The sequence below is a fragment of the Actinoplanes sp. TFC3 genome, from assembly GCF_001553785.1.
GTDB lineage: Bacteria > Actinomycetota > Actinomycetes > Mycobacteriales > Micromonosporaceae > Actinoplanes.
On sequence record NZ_LOJP01000002.1, the window covers coordinates 628816 to 646958 of the forward strand.

The following is an 18143-nucleotide window of genomic DNA, read 5'->3' on the forward strand; positions in this document are numbered from 1 at the left end:
TCATCCGCTTCGCCGGCGACTCCGGTGACGGTATGCAGCTCACCGGTGACCGGTTCACTTCGGAAACCGCGCAGCTGGGCAACGACATTTCGACGCTGCCCAACTTCCCCGCTGAGATCCGCGCTCCAGCGGGCACCCTGCCGGGTGTCTCGAGCTTCCAGGTGCACTTCGCTGACTACGACATCCTCACGCCCGGCGACTCGCCGAACGTGCTGGTCGCGATGAACCCGGCGGCGCTCAAGGCCAACCTCGCCGATCTGCCGGCCGGCGCGGACATCATCGTCAACACCGACGAGTTCACCAAGCGCAACCTGGTCAAGGTCGGCTACAGCGTCTCGCCCCTGGAGGACGGTTCGCTGGACCAGTGGGCCGTGCATCCGGTCGGGCTGACCTCGATGACGGTGGCGGCGCTGGCCGATTCCGGGCTGTCGAAAAAGGACGCCGAGCGCGCCAAGAACATGTTCGCGCTGGGGTTGCTCAGCTGGATGTACTCGCGGCCGTACGAGTCGACCCTGCGGTTCTTGGAGCGCAAGTTCGCCAAGCGCCCGGAGCTGGTCGCGGCCAACAAGACCGCTTTCACCGCGGGCTGGAACTTCGGTGAGACCACCGAGGACTTCTCGGTGCGCTACGAGGTCAAGCCGGCCAAGATGCTGCCCGGCAACTACCGCAACATCACCGGGAACGCCGCGCTGGCTCTGGGGCTGGTAGCAGCAGGGGTACGAGCAAAGCTCCCGGTTTTCCTCGGCGCCTACCCGATCACCCCGGCATCGGACATCCTGCACGAGCTCTCGAAGCACAAGAAGTTCGGCGTGACCACCATGCAGGCCGAGGACGAGATCGCCGCAATCGGTGCCGCGCTCGGTGCCTCATACGGTGGCGCCCTGGGCATCACCACCACGTCCGGTCCGGGTGTTGCGCTCAAGGGCGAGACGATCTCTCTGGCCATCGCGCTGGAGTTGCCGCTGGTGATCGTGGACGTGCAGCGCGCCGGTCCGTCGACGGGCATGCCGACAAAGACCGAGCAGGCCGACCTCAACATGGCGCTGTACGGCCGGCACGGCGAAGCCCCGCTGGCCGTGATCGCACCGAAGTCCCCGTCGGACTGCTTCCACGCCGCGATCGAGGCCGCCCGGATCGCGCTGACCTACCGCACCCCGGTGATCCTGCTGTCGGACAACTACGTGGCAAACGGCTCGGAGCCCTGGCTGCTGCCCGAGGTGTCCGAGCTGCCCGACATCTCGGTCGCCTACGCCACCGAGCCCAACGGCGAGGACGGGCGCTTCCTGCCTTACCTGCGCGACCCCGAGACCATGGCCCGGCCGTGGGCGATCCCGGGCACCCCGGGTCTGGAGCACCGCATCGGTGGGCTGGAGAAGGCCGACAAGACCGGTGACATCTCGTACGACCCGGCGAACCACGACTTCATGGTGCGCACCCGCCAGGCCCGCATCGAGAACATCCCGGTGCCCGATGTCGAGGTCGAGGACCCGGACGAGAACGCTCGCGTGCTGGTGCTCGGCTGGGGCTCGACTTACGGCCCGATCGGTGCGGCCTGCCGGGCGCTGCGTCAGCGTGGCCTGCCCGTCGCCCAGGCGCACCTGCGGCACCTCGCGCCGCTGCCGGCCAACCTCGGCTCGGTGCTCAAGGCCTACGACAAGATCGTGATCCCGGAGATGAACCTGGGCCAGCTCGCCCACGTGATCCGCGCCCGGTACCTGGTCGACGCGATTCCCTTCAACCAGGTCAGCGGCCTGCCGTTCACCGCCGCGACGCTGGAGAACATGCTCGAGGACGTGGTCAAGAATGGTTAGTACCTCCATCCCGCTCACCCCGGTCAAGCTGACCACAAAGGACTTCAAGTCCGACCAGGAAGTCCGCTGGTGCCCCGGCTGCGGCGACTACGCGATCCTGGCGGCCGTGCAGAGCTTCATGCCCGAGCTGGGCATCGCCCGGGAGAACACCGTTTTCGTCTCCGGCATCGGGTGCTCCTCGCGCTTCCCGTACTACATGAACACGTACGGCATGCACTCGATCCACGGCCGCGCCCCGGCGATCGCGACGGGCCTCTCGGCGTCGCGCCCGGACCTGAGCGTGTGGGTGGTGACCGGCGACGGTGACGCGCTGTCGATCGGCGGCAACCACCTGATCCACGCGCTGCGCCGCAACGTCAACCTGAAGATCCTGCTGTTCAACAACCGGATCTACGGCCTGACCAAGGGCCAGTACTCCCCCACCTCGGAGATCGGCAAGATCACCAAGTCGACCCCGGTGGGCTCGGCGGATTCCCCGTTCAACCCGCTGTCGCTGGCCCTGGGCGCCGAAGCGACGTTCGTGGCCCGCACCATCGACTCGGACCGCAAGCACCTGCAGTCGGTGCTGCGCGCGGCGGCCGAGCACCAGGGTTCGGCGTTCGTTGAGATCTACCAGAACTGCAACATCTTCAACGACGGCGCCTTCGACCTGATCAAAGACGCCGACACCCGCGACGAGCACCTGATCCGCCTGGAACACGGCCAGCCCATCACGTTCGGCAACGAGCAGCAGTACGCGGTGGTCCACCCGGAGGGCAGCTTCGGCCTGCAGGTCCAGCCGGGCGGCACCCCGATCGTCCACGACGCAACGGTCGACGACCCGGCGTACGCGTTCGCACTGAGCCGGCTGTCCGGCTCGGACCTGAACACCACCCCGATCGGCGTGTTCCGCAACGTCGCCCGCCCCACCTACGACGACGTGGTGCAGAAGCAACTGTCCGACGCCAAGGCTCAGGCCACCGGCACCCCGGAGCAGATGCTCGGCGAACTCCTCAGCGCCGGCGACACCTGGACGATCCTTTAGGACCACTTCGGCGGGCGGCGCAACGGCCGCCCGCCACCCGGGCGCGCAACGGCCTCGGGCAGGTGCGCACCTCGCAGAGCCGCCTCGTTGATACGGAAATAACCAATGTTGCCGACAGCCGTCAGATGTTCTGAGGGCTTGGTGTTCCCCGGCGGCATAGCCAGATAGATTTTCTGCTGCGGCGCCACCAGGCGTACCGCCTCCAGGGCTGGCGCCAAGTCCGTATCCGCGGTGACCAGCACGGTCAAGCCGGCAATCCCCCGCGCGGCGTCGGCGACCATCATTGCGCCGAGCGCGACGTCCGTCCCCTTCTCTTCAAAGCTCCGATACTCGCGCCCACAAGGCAGATATACGGTTGTCCGCACCGGCGGCACGCGCCGATCGTCCGAGTTTTGAAGCGGCCAAGATGGACGTCGACCTTCGAACCGTTAACGCTTTTAAGCGCTTCGATGTAGTGGTCCTGATTGTCGGCCGCAGCCTGTTCGTTCTTGACGACCGCTGTGAAGTAGTGAACGACCGCTACATCGTCGTTCGGACGAAGTGTCCTGATCAACTCGACCACGTCGAGCCAGAGACGCTTCCTCCCGTATTTACTCTTCATTCCGTAGTACAGGTTGAAGCCGTCGACATACGGGGCAACTGTGGCCACGGTCACCCTCCCCAAAGGTGTGCGAAGTGTTGTATGGTGGCCGTAGACGAAGCCGAGAGATACGGCAGGAACGGCCCTCCATGAGGGCCGTTTTTTTATGCCCCACATCGACCGGCTCGGCTGTTGACGCAGCACAGATGAGGTCTGCGCTGCAGCGCGAGATGCATCCCAGAGATACACGCCTAAGAAGCCCGTCAAGAACATCGGGTGGAGCAGTGGCGCGCGGCAGCCGCTGCCGCCCAAGGTCCGCACCGGATCGCCCACTGTGCACCCCCGCCCGAGATGGGGATCAATCTAGAGCGGAGACTAGTCACTAAGCAAGTTAGGCAGAGTCCGGCTCTCACCACTTACGCACGTGGAGGGCGAGGGGCAGCGGTAGCAAGGCCCCTCGCCCGTCCCTCGGCGTGAGCAGCGGTCTGCACCAGGCAACCAGCTACGACAGCCGGACCTTGATCTAAGGCGTGTTGACCGGGACTTTTTCCTCGTCGCGGATGTAGATGAGCATGTCGCCGGTTTCGATGGTCATGGCTTGCGCGCCGCCCAGCGGGACTACTTTGCCGCGGCGGATAAGGGCTACGACCAGGGTGGGGAGTTCGCGGGGGTTCTGACCGACTTCCGCGCGTTCGGCGGAGCGCATGGCCAGGGCCATTCCCTGGCCAGGGGTCAGCAGGTCCTCGACCACGTCGATCAGCGGTGGCGTGGTGGTCGTCAGGCCCAGCAGGCGGCCGGCGGTGGCCGAGGAGACGATGACGTGGTGGGCGCCGCTTTGCTTGAGCAGGGCCGCATTTTCCTGCTCGCGGACCGAGGCGATGATGCGGACCTGACCGGCGGTGAGCTGGCGGACCGTCAGCGAGATCAGCACCGAGGCCTCGTCGCTGTCGGTGGCGATGATGACCGACTTGGCGTTCTTGACGTCCGCTTCGAGCAGCACGGCCGAGCGGGTGGCGTTGCCCTCGATGGCTACCAGGCCGTTTGCGGCGGCCTGGCGCAGGGCTACGTCGCGGTTCTCCACGATGATGATGCGGGACTTGTCGTAGCCGGTTTCCAGGAGCGCGGCCACCGCGGCCCGGCCCTTGGTGCCGTAGCCGCAGACGATGATGTGGTCCTTCAACTTTCGCCTCCACCGGTTCACCCGGAGGCTGTTCCGGTACTGGTCGGTCAGCACCTCGAGGGTCGTGCCGACCAGGATGATCAGGAAGAGCACCCGTGCGGGGGTGATGAACAGGATGTTGACCAGCCGGGCGTGCGGAGTCACCGGGGTGATGTCGCCGTAGCCGGTGGTCGATAGCGAGACGACTGCGTAGTAGAAGCAGTCGAGCAGCGTGAGGCCGTCCTCATTGACGTCCCGGTAACCGGCCCGGCCGGAGTAGATGATCGCGACGGTTACCAGAACCAGCACGACGGCAGCGAGGACCCGCACGCCCAATGCGCGTAACGGTCCCTGCCGGACCAGGGGTAATCGAATCACTGAGCGCCCGCTTGCACGTTCACACCATAGCGGTCGGAAACCAGACCGCATTTCATGACAGCACGTAACGCGGGCGCGGCGGAATACCCACCGGTGAGTTGAGTCATCGTTAAGGGAAACTCCATTGACACGCTTGTATGACGCAACCGGGCGATCCGAGACTGGCGGTCTGACCTTTGATGGAGGTTTTGATGATCCGGTCCCTGCGCCGCATGCTCGTCGTCGCCCTCACCGCCGTCGCCCTGGTCGCCCCTGCTCAGGTCGCAACGGCCGCTGCCCCCACCAAGGCCCAGGTGCTCGCCGACTGGACCCAGCCCACCGCCGCCAGCACGGCGAAGTGGAACGCGGCCCGGCTCGACCGGGCGCCCTGGGCGTCGTACGGCTTCGACTGGTCCACCGACTACTGCTCGTCAAGCCCGGACAACCCGCTCGGATTCGACTTCACCCTGCCCTGCTGGCATCACGACTTCGGATACCGCAATTACAAGGACATCGGTACGTTCACGGCAAACAAGGACCGGCTGGACAAGACGTTTTACGCCGACATGAAGCGTAAGTGCGCCACCTATTCCAGTGTGGTCCAGCCGGCCTGTTATTCACTGGCGTGGACGTACTACCAAGCCGTCGTCATCTTCGGGTCGGTCGAGGCGCTCAACCGCTGATCAGCCCACCGCTTGGGCAAAGCGGGCGGCGGGGTGCTCCAGGTCGGGGTGCTCCACCGCCAGCGCCATGGCCACGGCTTTCATGAAACCGCCCCCGGCACCCTCGGCGTACGCCGCGTCGAAGGCAACATCACCGAGCATGCGCCGCAGCGCCGCCTGCTGACCGGCCCAGAACCCACCGAACTGGGTCGCCCGCCGCGCTCCCCGCACCGACTCAGCACCACCGAACAGCACAGCCGCGGTCTGCAGATCTCCGCCCAGCGCACACCGCACAGCAATGGCAGCCACGGCATCGGCCGCCGCACCCCGGAACCCATGCCGCAGCCGCGACCGCAACGCGACAACCAGATGGTCGTGCGCGGCAACCAGATCACCCCGGCGCAACGCGACCATTCCCAGCAGCCAGTCGACAGTGCGGCGACCGCGATCCTCCGGCCGCCCGGCTTCGATCAACCGGGCGCCACCCAGCATCTCGGCGGCATCGTCCAGCGCGTCGCGCCGCCAGAGCAGTTCAGCCAGGGCGACAACAACAGGCAGGGCTGCTCCCGGTACGCCGGCCCGCTCGGCTTGCAGCATGACTGCCCGGCATTGGCGTTCCGGGTGCTCGGCGAGTCCGGCTTCGATCAGCGATGCGTGGTAGCCGGCTTTTGCTCGTACCTGAAGCGCAGGGTTGTTGGTCTGCTTGGCCAGGTTTTCGGCGCGCTGCAGGAAAAGGGTGCGCTCGTCACGGTCGGTGGCCAGGCCGGCATGGATGAGATAGGCACTGGCCAGCTCGCCGCTCGGTTCCGGGGCCTTCCGGTAGAGCCGATTGAGCAGTTCCCGACCGGCTCGCGCGCCGCCATGCTCACGCCACCAGGGATCAAGGGCGCCGGCCAGCCGAAGTCCCGCGCGCACGCTGCCGCTCGTCACGGTCCAGCGCAGGGCGGCCTCCCATTCCTTCACGTACGGCGAAAGCTCGGTCAACGACACCGTTCGCGGCTGCCCCTGCGGGTCGACGGCCACCGAATCGAGGATGTGCAAAGCCCACGAGACGTGTCTTTCCCGCGCGGCACCCTCCTCCCCGGCATCCCGCAGCCGCCGCGCCGCGAACGACTTGACCTGCTCGGACAGCCGGTAGCGCGGCCCGTTGACCACGTCGATGAACGAGCGATCGGCCAGCTCGTTCAGCGCCCCGAACGCATCCACGCCAGACCATTCGACGGTCGGCAGCTCGACGGGATTGGCGAACACAGCCAGCCGCCGCAGCAGCGCAGCCGCCGGTTCGGAGAGCGCGCGGTAGGACCAATCCAGGTTGCGGGTGAGGCTGTCGTGCCGGCTCAGCGCATCATCATCGGCGTCGCTGCGGCCGGCGTCGAGGGCGGCTATCGGGTCCTGCAGCCGGGCCGCGAGCTGCGGTGCCGACAACCACCGCAGGCGATCGGCGGCGAGCTCGATGGCCAGCGGGTGACCGTCCAGCTTGGCGGCCACCCGCGCCAGATCGCCACCGTCATCCCCGGGACCCGGCCGTCCGCCGCGCGCCGCTTGCACCCGGCTGGCAAGCAACGCATACGCATCGGCCGGCACCATCGGGGGAATCCGCCAGACCAGCTCCCCGGGCACGCCGAGCGGCGCCCGCGACGTGGCCAGCACGTCGAGGCGGGGGCAGGCGGCGAGCAGGCGGCGTACCAGGGTGCGCGTTTCGGCGGGCCGCGCGTCGCAGGTGTCGAGCACGACAAGCATCCCGCCGTGCCCGCACCGCTCGATGATCGAGTCCAACAGCGGCCGCCCCGGCTCGGCCCTCACCCCCAAAGCCGCGGCGAGCCCCTGCTCAACCCCGGTCAAGGCGAGATCAACGACCCAGATTCCTTGCGCGTACGAGGTGAGCGCCTGCCGAGCGGCCATGTGGGCCACGCGCGTCTTACCGGAGCCACCGCAGCCGGCCACGGTGACGATGCGGTGGGTGGTGAGCAGGGTGCGCAGCTCGCTGACCTCGGACTGGCGCCCGGCGAAAGGGGTGAGGTCGGCGGGGAGGTTGTGCACCGGTGCGCCCGGCGTTCGAGGGCGGGGGAAGTCACGTTGCAGGCCCGGGGAGAGGATTTGGAAGAGGCGCTCGGTGTCGTCGAAGCCGCGCAGGACGTACCGGCCGAGGTCTTCCTTCGGGTGGGTGGTGAGGTGGCTGGCGGTCGCGTTCGAGCACAGGATCTGGCCGCCGTGGGCCGCCGAGGCTACCCGGGCGGCGCGGTGGACCTCGGTGCTCGTGTACTCGCCGTCGCGCGGAACGGCGTGTCCAGTGTGGAGGCCCATGCGCACCAGCGGGGCGGCTTCGGGGCTCGGCCACGGGTAAGCGGCAAGTGCACGCTGTGACGCCACGCAGGCGGCAACCGCGTCCGCCGCCGCCGCAAAGGCAACGAAAAAGGAGTCACCCTCCGTAAAAAGCTCCACACCCGAGTGATTACGCAGAGCAGCCCGAATAACGTCGCGATGAGCGTTCAGCACGCCGACGTAGGCGTCCCCAAGCATCCGGGCCAGCCGAGTCGAGCCCTCAATGTCGGTGAACACAAAGGTCACCAGCCCGCTCGGCAGCTCGGTCCGTCCCGACACGGTAAGAACCTCCGCCCCCTTGGAAGTCACGCTTCATGCTGCCGCACAGCAATCACTAAGCACATCGTAGAAACGGTCGGTAACCGTCCACCCGCCACGGCCGACCCCGGAAGGACGACACCAGGAGAAGTCATCGATGGCAACGCTCACCACTACGAGTGACGTAACGACAAGGTTCACACCCGGGTCACGCAGCAGTCGGCCACACCTGCCAACCCGAACGTACGTCCCTGCAAGAGTCCCGGAGTGCGATTCCCTGTGCGACTCCGGGGGGTTATCGGGTGATCACTTGCTGGGTTGGTTTGTGGGTGGGCGCGCTGTGGGTTGTTGTCGTTTGCGGGCGGGAGTTCGCTTCTCTGAACGAGGTGGGTGGCGGATTGGTTCGGGCATTTTCGTGTGACTGCTTCATTGAGCGGCTGGGTACAGCGGGGCACTCGTGGACCGGTGGACTCTGGGCTCGCCCAGGTGAATCGCCGGTTCCGCCGTGCAAGCGACCTCACGACAAACGACCTCACGACAAGCGACCTCACGAACTGCGCCGCCCGGCAACTCGCTGGACTCGGCGTGGGTCCGCTTTGTTGCAGTCGCTGCTCCCCGGCGGCGCTGGAGACCCACCGCGCTCGGCGCGGCCACAACCAGCCACGCTTATGCACCAGGAAGCCTGCACCGGGCTCAGCGCAGCGGTAACCGCTGCCAGATGAACCGCAACCACGCCTGACCGCTGGCGAGCCCCCTCGGTCAACGCGCTAGCGACCCGTCATGTCCAACGCAACAGCAGCCAACGCGCTGGAGACCATCCCAAGCGCGACCGCACTGGCCAAGGTGCTGCGCCCGCCCTACCGCGCCGGCCCGCTGGCCTTGGTCGACCTGGAACACAGAGCAAGCGGCGACCCGCCGGGCCGGCGCGCCAGCCCATCTGCAGCTTCAGGAGGTGCCACCACCAGCTACCGGTCCGAGTAACCGCCTCGACCAGGTGCCGAGCCAGTACGCGACCTTGCCGGGAAGCAGGCAGCGCCGGGTCAGCAGCCGCAGGCTCCGCCGCAACAGCCTCCGCCGGATGGCACCCCTCCGCCGCCGGATGACACTCCGCCGCCGGATGAGACTCCGCCGCCGCGGCCGATGGCGACGGTGGACAGGAGTTTCACCGTGTCGGTGTGGCCGTGGGGACAGGCTGCCGGGGCAGCTGACTCCGCCATGGGACGGTTGATCTCGAAGGTGTCGCCGCAGGCGCGGCACCGGAAGTCGTATCGCGGCATCCGCCCAGGGTAGGGGCTTGGCCGGAGATTCGCTGCAACGCAGTTGCGTGGCTGTGGACAACCGTCATCGAACGAGATCCATGACGCTTCGCCGAGCGTCGGCCCGGTACTGTCGTGCGGGTGGTTGACGGGCAGAAAAAATCTTCGCATCGTCCGGCGGCGCCGCACCTCGGAGGCCCGCTCGGCAGCTCCGGCGCGGCTCCCGAACGAAGCCCGGCGCCCAAGCCCGGCGAAACGGCCGGCGCGACGCGCGAGCCAACCGCAACACCCGGGGGTTCGACGTCCGAGGTGGGCGCGACGCTGCGGGAACCAACGCCCAAGGCAGGCGAGCCGTCGAGGGATGCGGTGCCCCAGAAACCTGCGGCCTCCACCGCCAGCTCGGCACCGGGAAAAGCGACGCCTGAAGCAGGGACGGCGCTGGAACCCAACCCGGCCAAGGACACCAGCCCCGCCAAAGCCACCGGCCCCGCCAAAGACGGCCCGACCACGAACGGCCCAGCAAAGGACAGCCCAGCCAAAGACGGCGCGGACAAGAAGGCCACCCCGTCCCCCAACCCCAAGGACAAACAGCCAGGCAAAGGCAGCGCACTCGACGGCATGGCCGCCCCCTCGGTAACTGCCGCGGCCCTGGCCTCCCGGCACAGCCAGCCGCGAGGGCTACGGAAGGCGAATCCGGCGCGGATGGCTCGGGGTACGACGGAGTGGGCCAAGCGGCCTACGGGTCGCTTCGTGCTGCCTGCCGTCGTTGCCGTTCTTCTCCTGGGGGCTGCGGGCACGGCTGGCGCTTATCTCGTACCGCAGGCGCTTGATGCTGCTCCGGCGCCCAGCGCGACTCCCGGGTTTGGGCAGGATGCCGCGATTGCGTCGGGGTCTGTTCCTGCTTCCGCGCCGGCGGCGCCGCTTCCGAGCGTGAGTGTGCCGACCGGGATCACCACTCCCCCGGTCATTGGCGGCGGGCTTCCTACCGGCACGACGACCACCGCGCCCGGCACTGTCCCCGGAGCTGTTACCGGCGGGACATCCACCGGTGGGCGGCCTGCCGATCAATTGAACGGGTGGGCTCAGCAGGTGGGGACGCGTCTGGGTGTGCCGGTGGTGGCGGTTCAGGCTTACGGGTACGCGCAGTTGGTCATGGCCCGGCGGGCTCCTAGTTGCCATTTGACATGGACCACTATTGCTGGGATTGGGCTTGTTGAGTCCGCCCATGGGAGTGCGCAGAATGCGGTGCTCGGTGCCGATGGGACGGTGACTCCGCCGATCTACGGGTTACCGCTCAATGGGGAGGGTGGCCGGCAGGTGATCCGGGACACCGATCAGGGGGTGCTGGACAAGGATCCGACCTTTGATCGCGCGATCGGGCCGCTGCAGTTCATCCCGCAGACCTGGAACGAGCTGGCTACCGGGAACGCTGTGGACGCCGACAACAATGGTGTTTCCGACCCCAATGACATTGATGACGCCGCCTTGGCCGCGGGGGTCTACCTGTGCAAGAACGGCCGGGACCTGGCCAAGCCGGATGCCTGGTGGGAGGCGATTCTGTCGTACAACGCCGTGCGGCCGTACGCGCAGAAGGTTTACGACACTGCGAACAGTTACGGTGAGCTGAGCCGCGGTTAAGTTGCCACCCACAGTGATTGGCCGCGTACATATCCTTGACGGGCACTTCCCTGAAGGTCGAGATACCGGCAAGCTGTACGAGTGAGGGTGCGTGAATGGGATCCCCGGTCCGCGTCGGACGAGGAGATCCAATCGCTCGTGGAGACGCTGAACCAGGTGCTGGCAGCCGACCTCCCGGACGATCCATCGTGGCAGGACGTCCAGGTCAGGGAGTACCTGGCCGAGACGATGCCGGGCGAGCGCCGGATCAGCTGGGTAGCCGAGGACGATCGGGTGGCCGAAGGCGAAGGCCAGGTCTTCGGGCACGTCACGCTGCTGCTGCTGGGTAATGCCGGTGTGCTCGAGGTGTTCGTGCATCCCCGGCTGCGCCGTCGCGGGCTGGGTCAGCAGTTGGTGGCGGTTGCGGCGCGGCGGGCGTACCTCGAAGGCTTTTCGTCAATAAGCGTCGAGGCTATCGGTGGCACTTCGGCGATCGGGTTCTACGAATATCTGGGCTTCACCAAGGATTACGTGGAAGCCCGCAGCGTGCTGAGCCTGTCCAGCGTGGATTGGGAGTCGCTGGGCACCATGGCAAGCGGCCTCAGCCCCGGATACAAGGTCGAATATTACCCGGGTGGACCGCCGCGTGAGCTGCTCGAAGCCTATGCACAGGCCAAGCTGGAGGCTCAGGACGGCGACGATAACGACCCGGACAGCCGCCCGAGTTCGGCCGATCCGCAACGACTGCGCGACAGTCTGGACACCCTGCACCGGCGCGGATTGAAACCTTATGTGGTGCTGGCAATTCACGAGGAAACGGGGGAAGTGGCCGGCCTCACGGAACTCGTTGTCCCGGCCCAACATCCGGAACGAGCAGATCAATACGACACCATCGTCGTACGAAAACACCGCGGCTACGGCATCGACCGCGCGATCAAAGCCCGCATGTTGTTCGAGTTGCGCACCGCGGAACCCGGACTGCACCAGGTCCAGACGTGGAATGCCCAGCACAACGAATCAATGCTGAAGGTCAACGCCGAACTCGGATTTCAATCAGACCGGGACTGGTACGAATACGCCGCCGATGTTGTCCGGCTCGTCCACCGGCTCGAATCCCGGGACTGACGCCGGGGTCGAGGCGCGCAGCCCCACCCCGGCGGGCAGCGCGGTGATCAGTAACGGTCGCGGAGAAGCCGGGCAGCCTCGGTGGCCCAGTAGGTGAGGATGATCTGGGCGCCGGCACGCTTGATCGACGTGAGGGTTTCCAGCAGCACGCCTTCGCGGTCGATCCAGCCGTTTGCCGCTGCCGCTTCGACCATCGCGTACTCGCCGGAAACCTGGTAGGCCGCCACCGGGATGTCCACGCGTTCGCGCACGGCCGCAACGACGTCGAGGTAGGGCAGGGCCGGCTTGACCATGACCATGTCCGCGCCCTCGGCCACGTCCAGGTCAACCTCGCGCAGCGCCTCGCGCAGGTTGCCGGGGCTCTGCTGGTATGTCCGGCGGTCTCCCTGCAGGGTCGACTCCACGGCTTCGCGGAACGGGCCGTAGAAGGCGCCCGCGTACTTCACCGCGTACGCCAGCACCGCGGTGTCCTGGTAACCAGCTTTGTCGAGGGCGCGGCGGATCACGCCCACCTGCCCGTCCATCATGCCGGAGGGTCCGACCACGTGGGCGCCCGCTTCGGCCTGGGCGATACCCATCTTGGCGTACAGGTCGAGGGTGGCGTCGTTGTCGACCGTGCCGTCGGCGGAGAGCACACCGCAGTGCCCGTGCGATGTGAATTCGTCAAGGCACAGATCGCTCATCACGACCGACGAGTCGCCGACCTCCGCCACCACGTCACGGATGGCGACGTTCAGAACACCATCAGGGTCAAGCCCGCAGGAGCCCGTTTCATCCTTGTTGGCATTCTCCGGTACGCCAAAAAGCATCAGCCCCCCGACACCGGCCCGGACCGCCTCGTGCGCAGCCTTCCGCAACGACTCCCGCGAATGCTGAACGACACCGGGCAGCGACGAAATGGGCCGGGGCTCGCTCAGCCCCTCCTTGACGAAAAGCGGCAACACCAGCTCGGCCGGCGAAACCTGCGTCTCCTCCACCAGCCGACGCATGGCAGCCGTGCGCCGCAGCCGGCGCGGGCGAATGTCGGGGTACGACACGCTCACTCCCTCACCCAAGCCGGCCGCACAAGCCGGCAAATCATCACCGGCTCGATCAAGCCGGGGCATTCCAACAGTCAACTATCGAGCTTACGACCCTGCCAAAAGGCGAGGGCCGGTCCGGAGCAGCAGCCCCGTCCCGGCCCGTACCAGTTGCCAACCGTCAGCGGAACCGCAGCGCCGTGGGCCCCTGCACCTTCGACCCGCGCCGCTGCTTGGCCGGCATCGCTGCCAGCTTTTCGCGCAGCTCCACCGCGTACGACGCCAGGGCCTCGACCAGGTCCGGCACCGAGGCGTGCTGCGGCTGGACGTCGACGCGCAGGCCGAACTCCGTGGCCGTTTCCGCGGTCTTGGGGCCGATGACCGCCACCACCGTGCGGGCGTGCGGCTTGCCCGCGATGCCCACCAGGTTGCGGACCGTGGAGGACGACGTGAACAGCACCGCGTCGAAGCCGCCGGACTTGATGGCGTCGCGGATGTCGGCCGGAGGCGGGGCTGCCCGGACCGTGCGGTAGGCCGTTACGTCGTCGACCTCCCAGCCACGCTCGATGAGACCGGCGGCCAGGGTTTCCGTGGCGATGTCGGCTCGGGGCAGCAGGACGCGGCCCACCGGGTCGAGGATTTCGTCGTGAGGGGAGAACTCCGCCAGCAGGCCCTCGCTGGACTGGTCGCCAGCCGGGATCAGCTCGGGCTGGATGCCGAAGTCGCGGACCGCGTCGGCCGTCGCCTCGCCGATGCAGGCGATCTTCACGCCGCCGAAGTGGCGGGCGTCAAGGCCATGTTCGGCGAACTTCTCCCAGACCGCGCGCACCGCGTTGACCGAGGTGAAGACCACCCAGGCGTAGCGGCCGTCGACCAGGCCCTTGACCGCGCGCTCCATCTGCGCCGGGGTGCGGGGCGGCTCCACGGCGATGGTGGGCACCTCGCAGGGGATGGCGCCGTACGCCCGCAGCCGGGCGCTCATCGCGCCGGCCTGCTCCTTGGTGCGGGGGACGAGCACCTTCCAGCCGTACAGCGGGCGGTTCTCCCACCAGCTGAGCTTGTCGCGCTCGGCCACGTCCCCACCCACGGTGAGAACGACGCGGCCGGTGAAGCCGAGGGCCGCCGCCACGAAGCTGTCCACCGTGCTGGTGGTCGTGTACTGGGTCTCGCCGGTGCCGTCGCCGGTCACGCCGACCGGGAGGCCCGGTTCGATGCCTGAGGCCAGCAGGCCGTCGCGGACCGCGGCGAGGTCGCCGGCGTCCACTGCCACCGCGAAGGAGCCCTTGAGAGCGGCCGCCGCGAGGGCGTCGAAGTCCAGCGCGGAGACGTCGTCCACGTCGGCCACGGTGCGGACCGCCGGCAGCGGGACACCCGCGTAGGTGGCCACGCCCTCGGCCTGGCCCAGGCCCGGGACCACCTCGAAGTGCACGGCGGTGCGGGCCACGGCGTGCACCTCGTGCACCACGGCTTCGTGCCCGAACGGGTCGCCGGCCACCAGGTGCACGGCGGACAGGCCCGACTTGGCCGCGGACAGCAGCACCTTGGCCACGTCGCCGGGCGCGCCTTCGGCCGGGCTGAACTGGGTGTCGTCCTTGGCCTCCGCCTTGATCGCCGCAAGCAGCGACTCGGGGACGCCACGGTCGTAGATGACCTGGTCGGCGTCGGCGAGGGTGTCGTGGGCCCGGCGCGTCAGCAGGCCCGGGTCGCCGGGTCCGGCGCCGACGAACGCGATGCGTCCGGCGCGGTTGCGGGCGGTGCGGGTGGTCATTCTGTGCTCCCCATCAGGGTGTCGGCGCCGGCCTCGAGGAGATCGGCGGCGAGCGCCTTGCCGATCTCCGCCGCGCCGGCGGGCGTACCGGTGCGCGACAGCCGGACAGCTCGGGCCCCGTCCGGGCTGATCACCGCACCGCGCAAGTAGATCTCGTCGCCGTGCTCGCCTTCGGCAAGCTCGGCGTGTGCCGCGACCGGAGCGGAACATCCGGCCTCGAGCGTGGCGAGCAACGCCCGTTCCGCCGTGACGGCGGCTCGGGACGGCGCATGGTCGAGGATCCCCAGGAGCTCGACCAGGTCTGCGTCGCCGGACCGGCACTCCACCGCCAGCGCACCCTGGGCAGGGGCGGGCAGCATGAGCATCGGATCCAGCGTTTCTGCGATCTCGGCTGTGCGGCCGAGACGCGCCACACCGGCCCGCGCCAGGACCACCGCATCGAGGTCGGCTTCGGGGCCGAACACCCTCGCGATGCGACTGTCGATGTTGCCGCGAATCGGCGTGACCTGCAACTGTAGGCCCAAAGCGTGCAGTTGCGCGATTCGGCGCACCGCGCCCGTACCGATGGTGGACCCGGGGGCGAGTTCGGCCAGGGCCTTGCCGTCGCGGGCGATCAGCGCGTCGCGCGGGTCCTCACGGACCGGCACGGCGGCGATGTGCAGCGTGGGGTGCTGCGCGGTGGGCAGGTCCTTGTAGGAGTGGACCGCAAAGTCGATCTCCCTGTTGACCAGCGCGTCGCGCAGGGCGGAAACGAACACCCCGACGCCGAGCTGGGCCACCGGGGCGGCCGAACGGTCACCGGCGGTGACGATGCGGACCAGCTCGACCGGCACGCCGGTGCGCGCGGTCAGCTCGTCGGCCATCATCTGGCTCTGGGCCAAGGCGAGTTTGCTGCCCCGGGTGCCGAGGCGTAGCGGGGTGGTCACGCTTTTCCTCCGATCTCCGGTACGGCGTCAGCCTGGGTCGCGTGCGGGACGTCAAGGTCGAACAGTTCCCGTAACAGGGCCGCATATTGGTCGCCGCCGGGCTCGGCCGCAAGTTGGCGGACCCGGACAGTCGGCGAGTGCAGCAGTTGCTGGACCACCCGGTGCAGGGTGCGGGCGACGTCGGAACGCTGCTCGTCGGTGAATTCCGGGCGGCGCGACGACAGCTTGCGCAGCTCGGCTGTGACCACCTCATCGGCGCGGGTGCGCAGGGCGGCCACGGTGGGGGCGATGTCGGCCCCGCGCAGCCAGGCGAGGAAGTGGTCTACCTCGCAGGACACGATCTGTTCGACCGCGGCGGTGTCGGCGGCGGCGGGTAGCGACCGACGGCTGGCGGCCAGCCCGTCGATGTCCACGACGCTCACGTGGGGCAGTTCGGCCACGCCCGGGGCGACGTCGCGCGGCACCGCCAGGTCGAGCACCACGAGTTCACGATCGCGCCCGGTCAGGCGGTCGGGGGTGAGCACCGGCTCGGTCGAGGCTGTGGCGCAAACCACCAGGTCGGCTTTCGCGAGGGCAGCGTCGAGAGAGTCGAAGGGCACCGCCGTGGCGCCGTAGGCCTCGGCGAGCCGGGCGGCCCGGTCGGCACCGCGGTTGGTGATCTGCAGCGGGCCCACGCCGGAGCGGGTCAGGGTCGCCACGGACAGCGCCCCCATCGCGCCGGCCCCGATCACCAGGCCCTTGCGCCCGGCGAGGTCGCCGCCGAACACGTCGGCGGCCACGTCCAGGGCGGCGGTAACCACGCTCTGCCCGGCCTTGTCGATGCCGGTCTCCGAGTGCGCCCGCTTGCCCACGCGCAGCGTCTGCTGCATCAGCTCGTGCAGCAGCCGGCCAGCCGAGTCGGCCTCGGTAGCCACGTGGTATGCATCACGCAGCTGGCCCAGAATCTGGGACTCGCCGACGACCATCGAGTCGAGCCCGGAGGACACCCGGAACGAGTGGCGCACGGCCGCCTCGTCGTAGTGCACGTAAAGGTGCGAGGCCAGCTCGGTGGACCCGATGCCGGACTCATCGGCAAGCACGGTGCAGAGGTCACCGAGGCCGCCGTGGAAGCTGGAGACCGCCGCCCATACCTCCACCCGGTTGCAGGTGGAGAGCAGGACCGCCTCACCGATGTAGGGCTGCGCCACCAGCTTCTGCAGCACGGCCGGGATGTCGGAGCCGGCGATCGAGAGTCGCTCGAGGGTGCCGACACCGGCCGTCCGGTACGACGCACCGACGCTGAGCAAGTTCACGACCCGACCGCCTCCTGGTTGCCGCTCTGGTCGACGCGACCGCCGGGCAGGGCGGTCAGCGAGGCTTTGCGGTGCTCGTGGAAAGACAAGATTTGCAGCTCGACGGCCAGGTCTACCTTGCGGACATCGACCCCGGCTGGAACCGAGAGCACGCAGGGGGCGAAGTTGAGGATGCTGGTGACCCCCGCGGCCACCAGATCGTCCGCGACGCCCTGCGCGGCGTTGGGCGGGGTCGAGATGACCCCGATGGTGATGCCCTCGTCGACGACCGCGCGGCGCAACTCGCCGACGTGGCGCACGATGAGCCCGTTGATGGCCTTGCCGACCTGGTCGAGGTCGGCGTCGAACAGCGCGACGATGCGGAAACCGCGGCTGGCGAACCCGTCGTAGCCGGCCAGCGCGTGCCCGAGGTTGCCGACACCGACCAGCGCCACGGCGCGGCGCTGGTCGAGGCCGAGAATGTATTCAATCTGGTCGATCAGCAGGGTGACGTCGTAGCCGACGCCGCGGGTGCCGTAGGACCCGAGATGCGAGAGGTCCTTGCGCAGCTTGGCGGAGTTGACGCCCGCGGCGGCGGCGAGCCCCTCGCTGGAGATCGTGTCCGAGCCGGCTTCCGCGAGGTTGTGCAGGGCGCGAAGGTATTCCGGCAGCCGTGCGATCGTCGCTTCCGGAAGATCCGGGAAGGCGGGCACTGCGCCGGCGTTGCCGGGCGTGTTTCCATGACGCTGCTGGCTCATCTGACTCCGTGCCGACAAGGTGGCGAACCTGCGGAGAGCCCACTGAAGCCTGGGTTGGAGGGCTGTGATAGCGGGGCTCGTCGGAGTCACAGCGTAGGCGCTTGTGAAGGCGTGCACAAATCGCGATCTTGATAGCGGAACTGGACAAAGATCATGTCAGCGTGCTATTCGCACGCTGACAACTATCCGAGTATTACCGCTTTCGAGGTCGCACGGCCACCGCCGTCGCC

At 68.2% G+C, this 18143-nt stretch carries 16 protein-coding genes; 6 read left to right on the forward strand and 10 right to left on the reverse strand.

Annotated elements, in window-relative coordinates; all coding sequences use genetic code 11:
• Nucleotides 1-32 precede the first annotated feature (32 nt).
• Nucleotides 33-1811, forward strand: a complete 1779-nt coding sequence (locus tag TFC3_RS29995; protein WP_236718609.1) for a 2-oxoacid:acceptor oxidoreductase subunit alpha — start codon at nucleotides 33-35, stop codon at nucleotides 1809-1811.
• Nucleotides 1804-2835, forward strand: coding sequence for a 2-oxoacid:ferredoxin oxidoreductase subunit beta (locus TFC3_RS30000; protein WP_067508756.1), 1032 nt, complete (start codon nucleotides 1804-1806; stop codon nucleotides 2833-2835). The genes TFC3_RS29995 and TFC3_RS30000 overlap by 8 nt, the downstream gene beginning before the upstream one ends.
• Here the strand turns inward: TFC3_RS30000 and TFC3_RS30005 are convergent.
• The 3 genes from TFC3_RS30005 to TFC3_RS30010 form a co-directional block, all read right to left on the reverse strand.
• Complete coding sequence (locus tag TFC3_RS30005; RefSeq protein ID WP_067508758.1) at nucleotides 2832-3119, reverse strand: hypothetical protein; 288 nt, start codon at nucleotides 3117-3119, stop codon at nucleotides 2832-2834. The two genes, TFC3_RS30000 and TFC3_RS30005, sit on opposite strands and share 4 nt — an antisense overlap.
• Nucleotides 3116-3484: a hypothetical protein gene (locus TFC3_RS37505; protein WP_153040540.1), complete on the reverse strand. Its 369-nt coding sequence runs from the start codon at nucleotides 3482-3484 to the stop codon at nucleotides 3116-3118. Before TFC3_RS37505 ends, TFC3_RS30005 begins: the two co-directional genes overlap by 4 nt.
• Nucleotides 3485-3938: 454 nt before the next feature.
• A complete protein-coding gene (locus TFC3_RS30010; protein ID WP_067508759.1) occupies nucleotides 3939-4952 on the reverse strand; it encodes a potassium channel family protein in 1014 nt (337 codons plus the stop codon).
• Between the two features lie 191 nt (nucleotides 4953-5143).
• Here TFC3_RS30010 and TFC3_RS30015 point away from each other — a divergent pair, with 191 nt between their 5' ends.
• A complete protein-coding gene (locus tag TFC3_RS30015; RefSeq protein ID WP_067509856.1) occupies nucleotides 5144-5614 on the forward strand; it encodes a phospholipase in 471 nt (156 codons plus the stop codon).
• Here the strand turns inward: TFC3_RS30015 and TFC3_RS30020 are convergent, their stop codons facing one another.
• A complete protein-coding gene (locus TFC3_RS30020; protein ID WP_067508761.1) occupies nucleotides 5615-8194 on the reverse strand; it encodes an adenylate/guanylate cyclase domain-containing protein in 2580 nt (859 codons plus the stop codon).
• A gap of 759 nt (nucleotides 8195-8953) precedes the next feature.
• Between TFC3_RS30020 and TFC3_RS30025 the strand changes: the two genes are divergently transcribed.
• On the forward strand, nucleotides 8954-9154 hold the full coding sequence (locus tag TFC3_RS30025) for a hypothetical protein (protein WP_067508763.1): 201 nt from the start codon (nucleotides 8954-8956) through the stop codon (nucleotides 9152-9154).
• A 59-nt stretch (nucleotides 9155-9213) separates the two neighbouring features.
• Here the strand turns inward: TFC3_RS30025 and TFC3_RS36410 are convergent, their stop codons facing one another.
• Complete coding sequence (locus TFC3_RS36410; protein ID WP_082772607.1) at nucleotides 9214-9450, reverse strand: zinc ribbon domain-containing protein; 237 nt, start codon at nucleotides 9448-9450, stop codon at nucleotides 9214-9216.
• Nucleotides 9451-10746: 1296 nt separating this feature from the next.
• Here TFC3_RS36410 and TFC3_RS38890 point away from each other — a divergent pair.
• Complete coding sequence (locus TFC3_RS38890; RefSeq protein ID WP_201787287.1) at nucleotides 10747-11067, forward strand: hypothetical protein; 321 nt, start codon at nucleotides 10747-10749, stop codon at nucleotides 11065-11067.
• A gap of 81 nt (nucleotides 11068-11148) precedes the next feature.
• Nucleotides 11149-12171 carry a GNAT family N-acetyltransferase gene (locus TFC3_RS30035; protein WP_067508765.1) on the forward strand — a complete coding sequence of 341 codons (1023 nt, stop codon included), beginning with the start codon at nucleotides 11149-11151 and terminating at the stop codon, nucleotides 12169-12171.
• 47 nt (nucleotides 12172-12218) lie between these two features.
• On the opposite strand, the gene hemB is transcribed toward TFC3_RS30035, so the two are convergent.
• From hemB to TFC3_RS30060, 5 genes are all read right to left on the reverse strand, one after another.
• Nucleotides 12219-13208, reverse strand: coding sequence for a porphobilinogen synthase (gene hemB, locus TFC3_RS30040; protein WP_067509860.1), 990 nt, complete (start codon nucleotides 13206-13208; stop codon nucleotides 12219-12221).
• Nucleotides 13209-13371: 163 nt separating this feature from the next.
• The gene (locus tag TFC3_RS30045) at nucleotides 13372-14958 is read right to left on the reverse strand and encodes a uroporphyrinogen-III synthase (RefSeq protein ID WP_067508767.1); all 1587 of its coding nucleotides are present in this window, start codon (nucleotides 14956-14958) and stop codon (nucleotides 13372-13374) included.
• Nucleotides 14955-15884, reverse strand: a complete 930-nt coding sequence (gene hemC, locus TFC3_RS30050; protein ID WP_067508769.1) for a hydroxymethylbilane synthase — start codon at nucleotides 15882-15884, stop codon at nucleotides 14955-14957. Before hemC ends, TFC3_RS30045 begins: the two co-directional genes overlap by 4 nt.
• Entirely contained in the window at nucleotides 15881-17176 is a 1296-nt protein-coding gene (locus TFC3_RS30055; protein WP_067508772.1) for a glutamyl-tRNA reductase, read from the reverse strand. The genes hemC and TFC3_RS30055 overlap by 4 nt, the downstream gene beginning before the upstream one ends.
• Nucleotides 17173-17913: a redox-sensing transcriptional repressor Rex gene (locus TFC3_RS30060; RefSeq protein ID WP_067508774.1), complete on the reverse strand. Its 741-nt coding sequence runs from the start codon at nucleotides 17911-17913 to the stop codon at nucleotides 17173-17175. The genes TFC3_RS30055 and TFC3_RS30060 overlap by 4 nt, the downstream gene beginning before the upstream one ends.
• Between the last annotated feature and the right edge of the window lie 230 nt (nucleotides 17914-18143).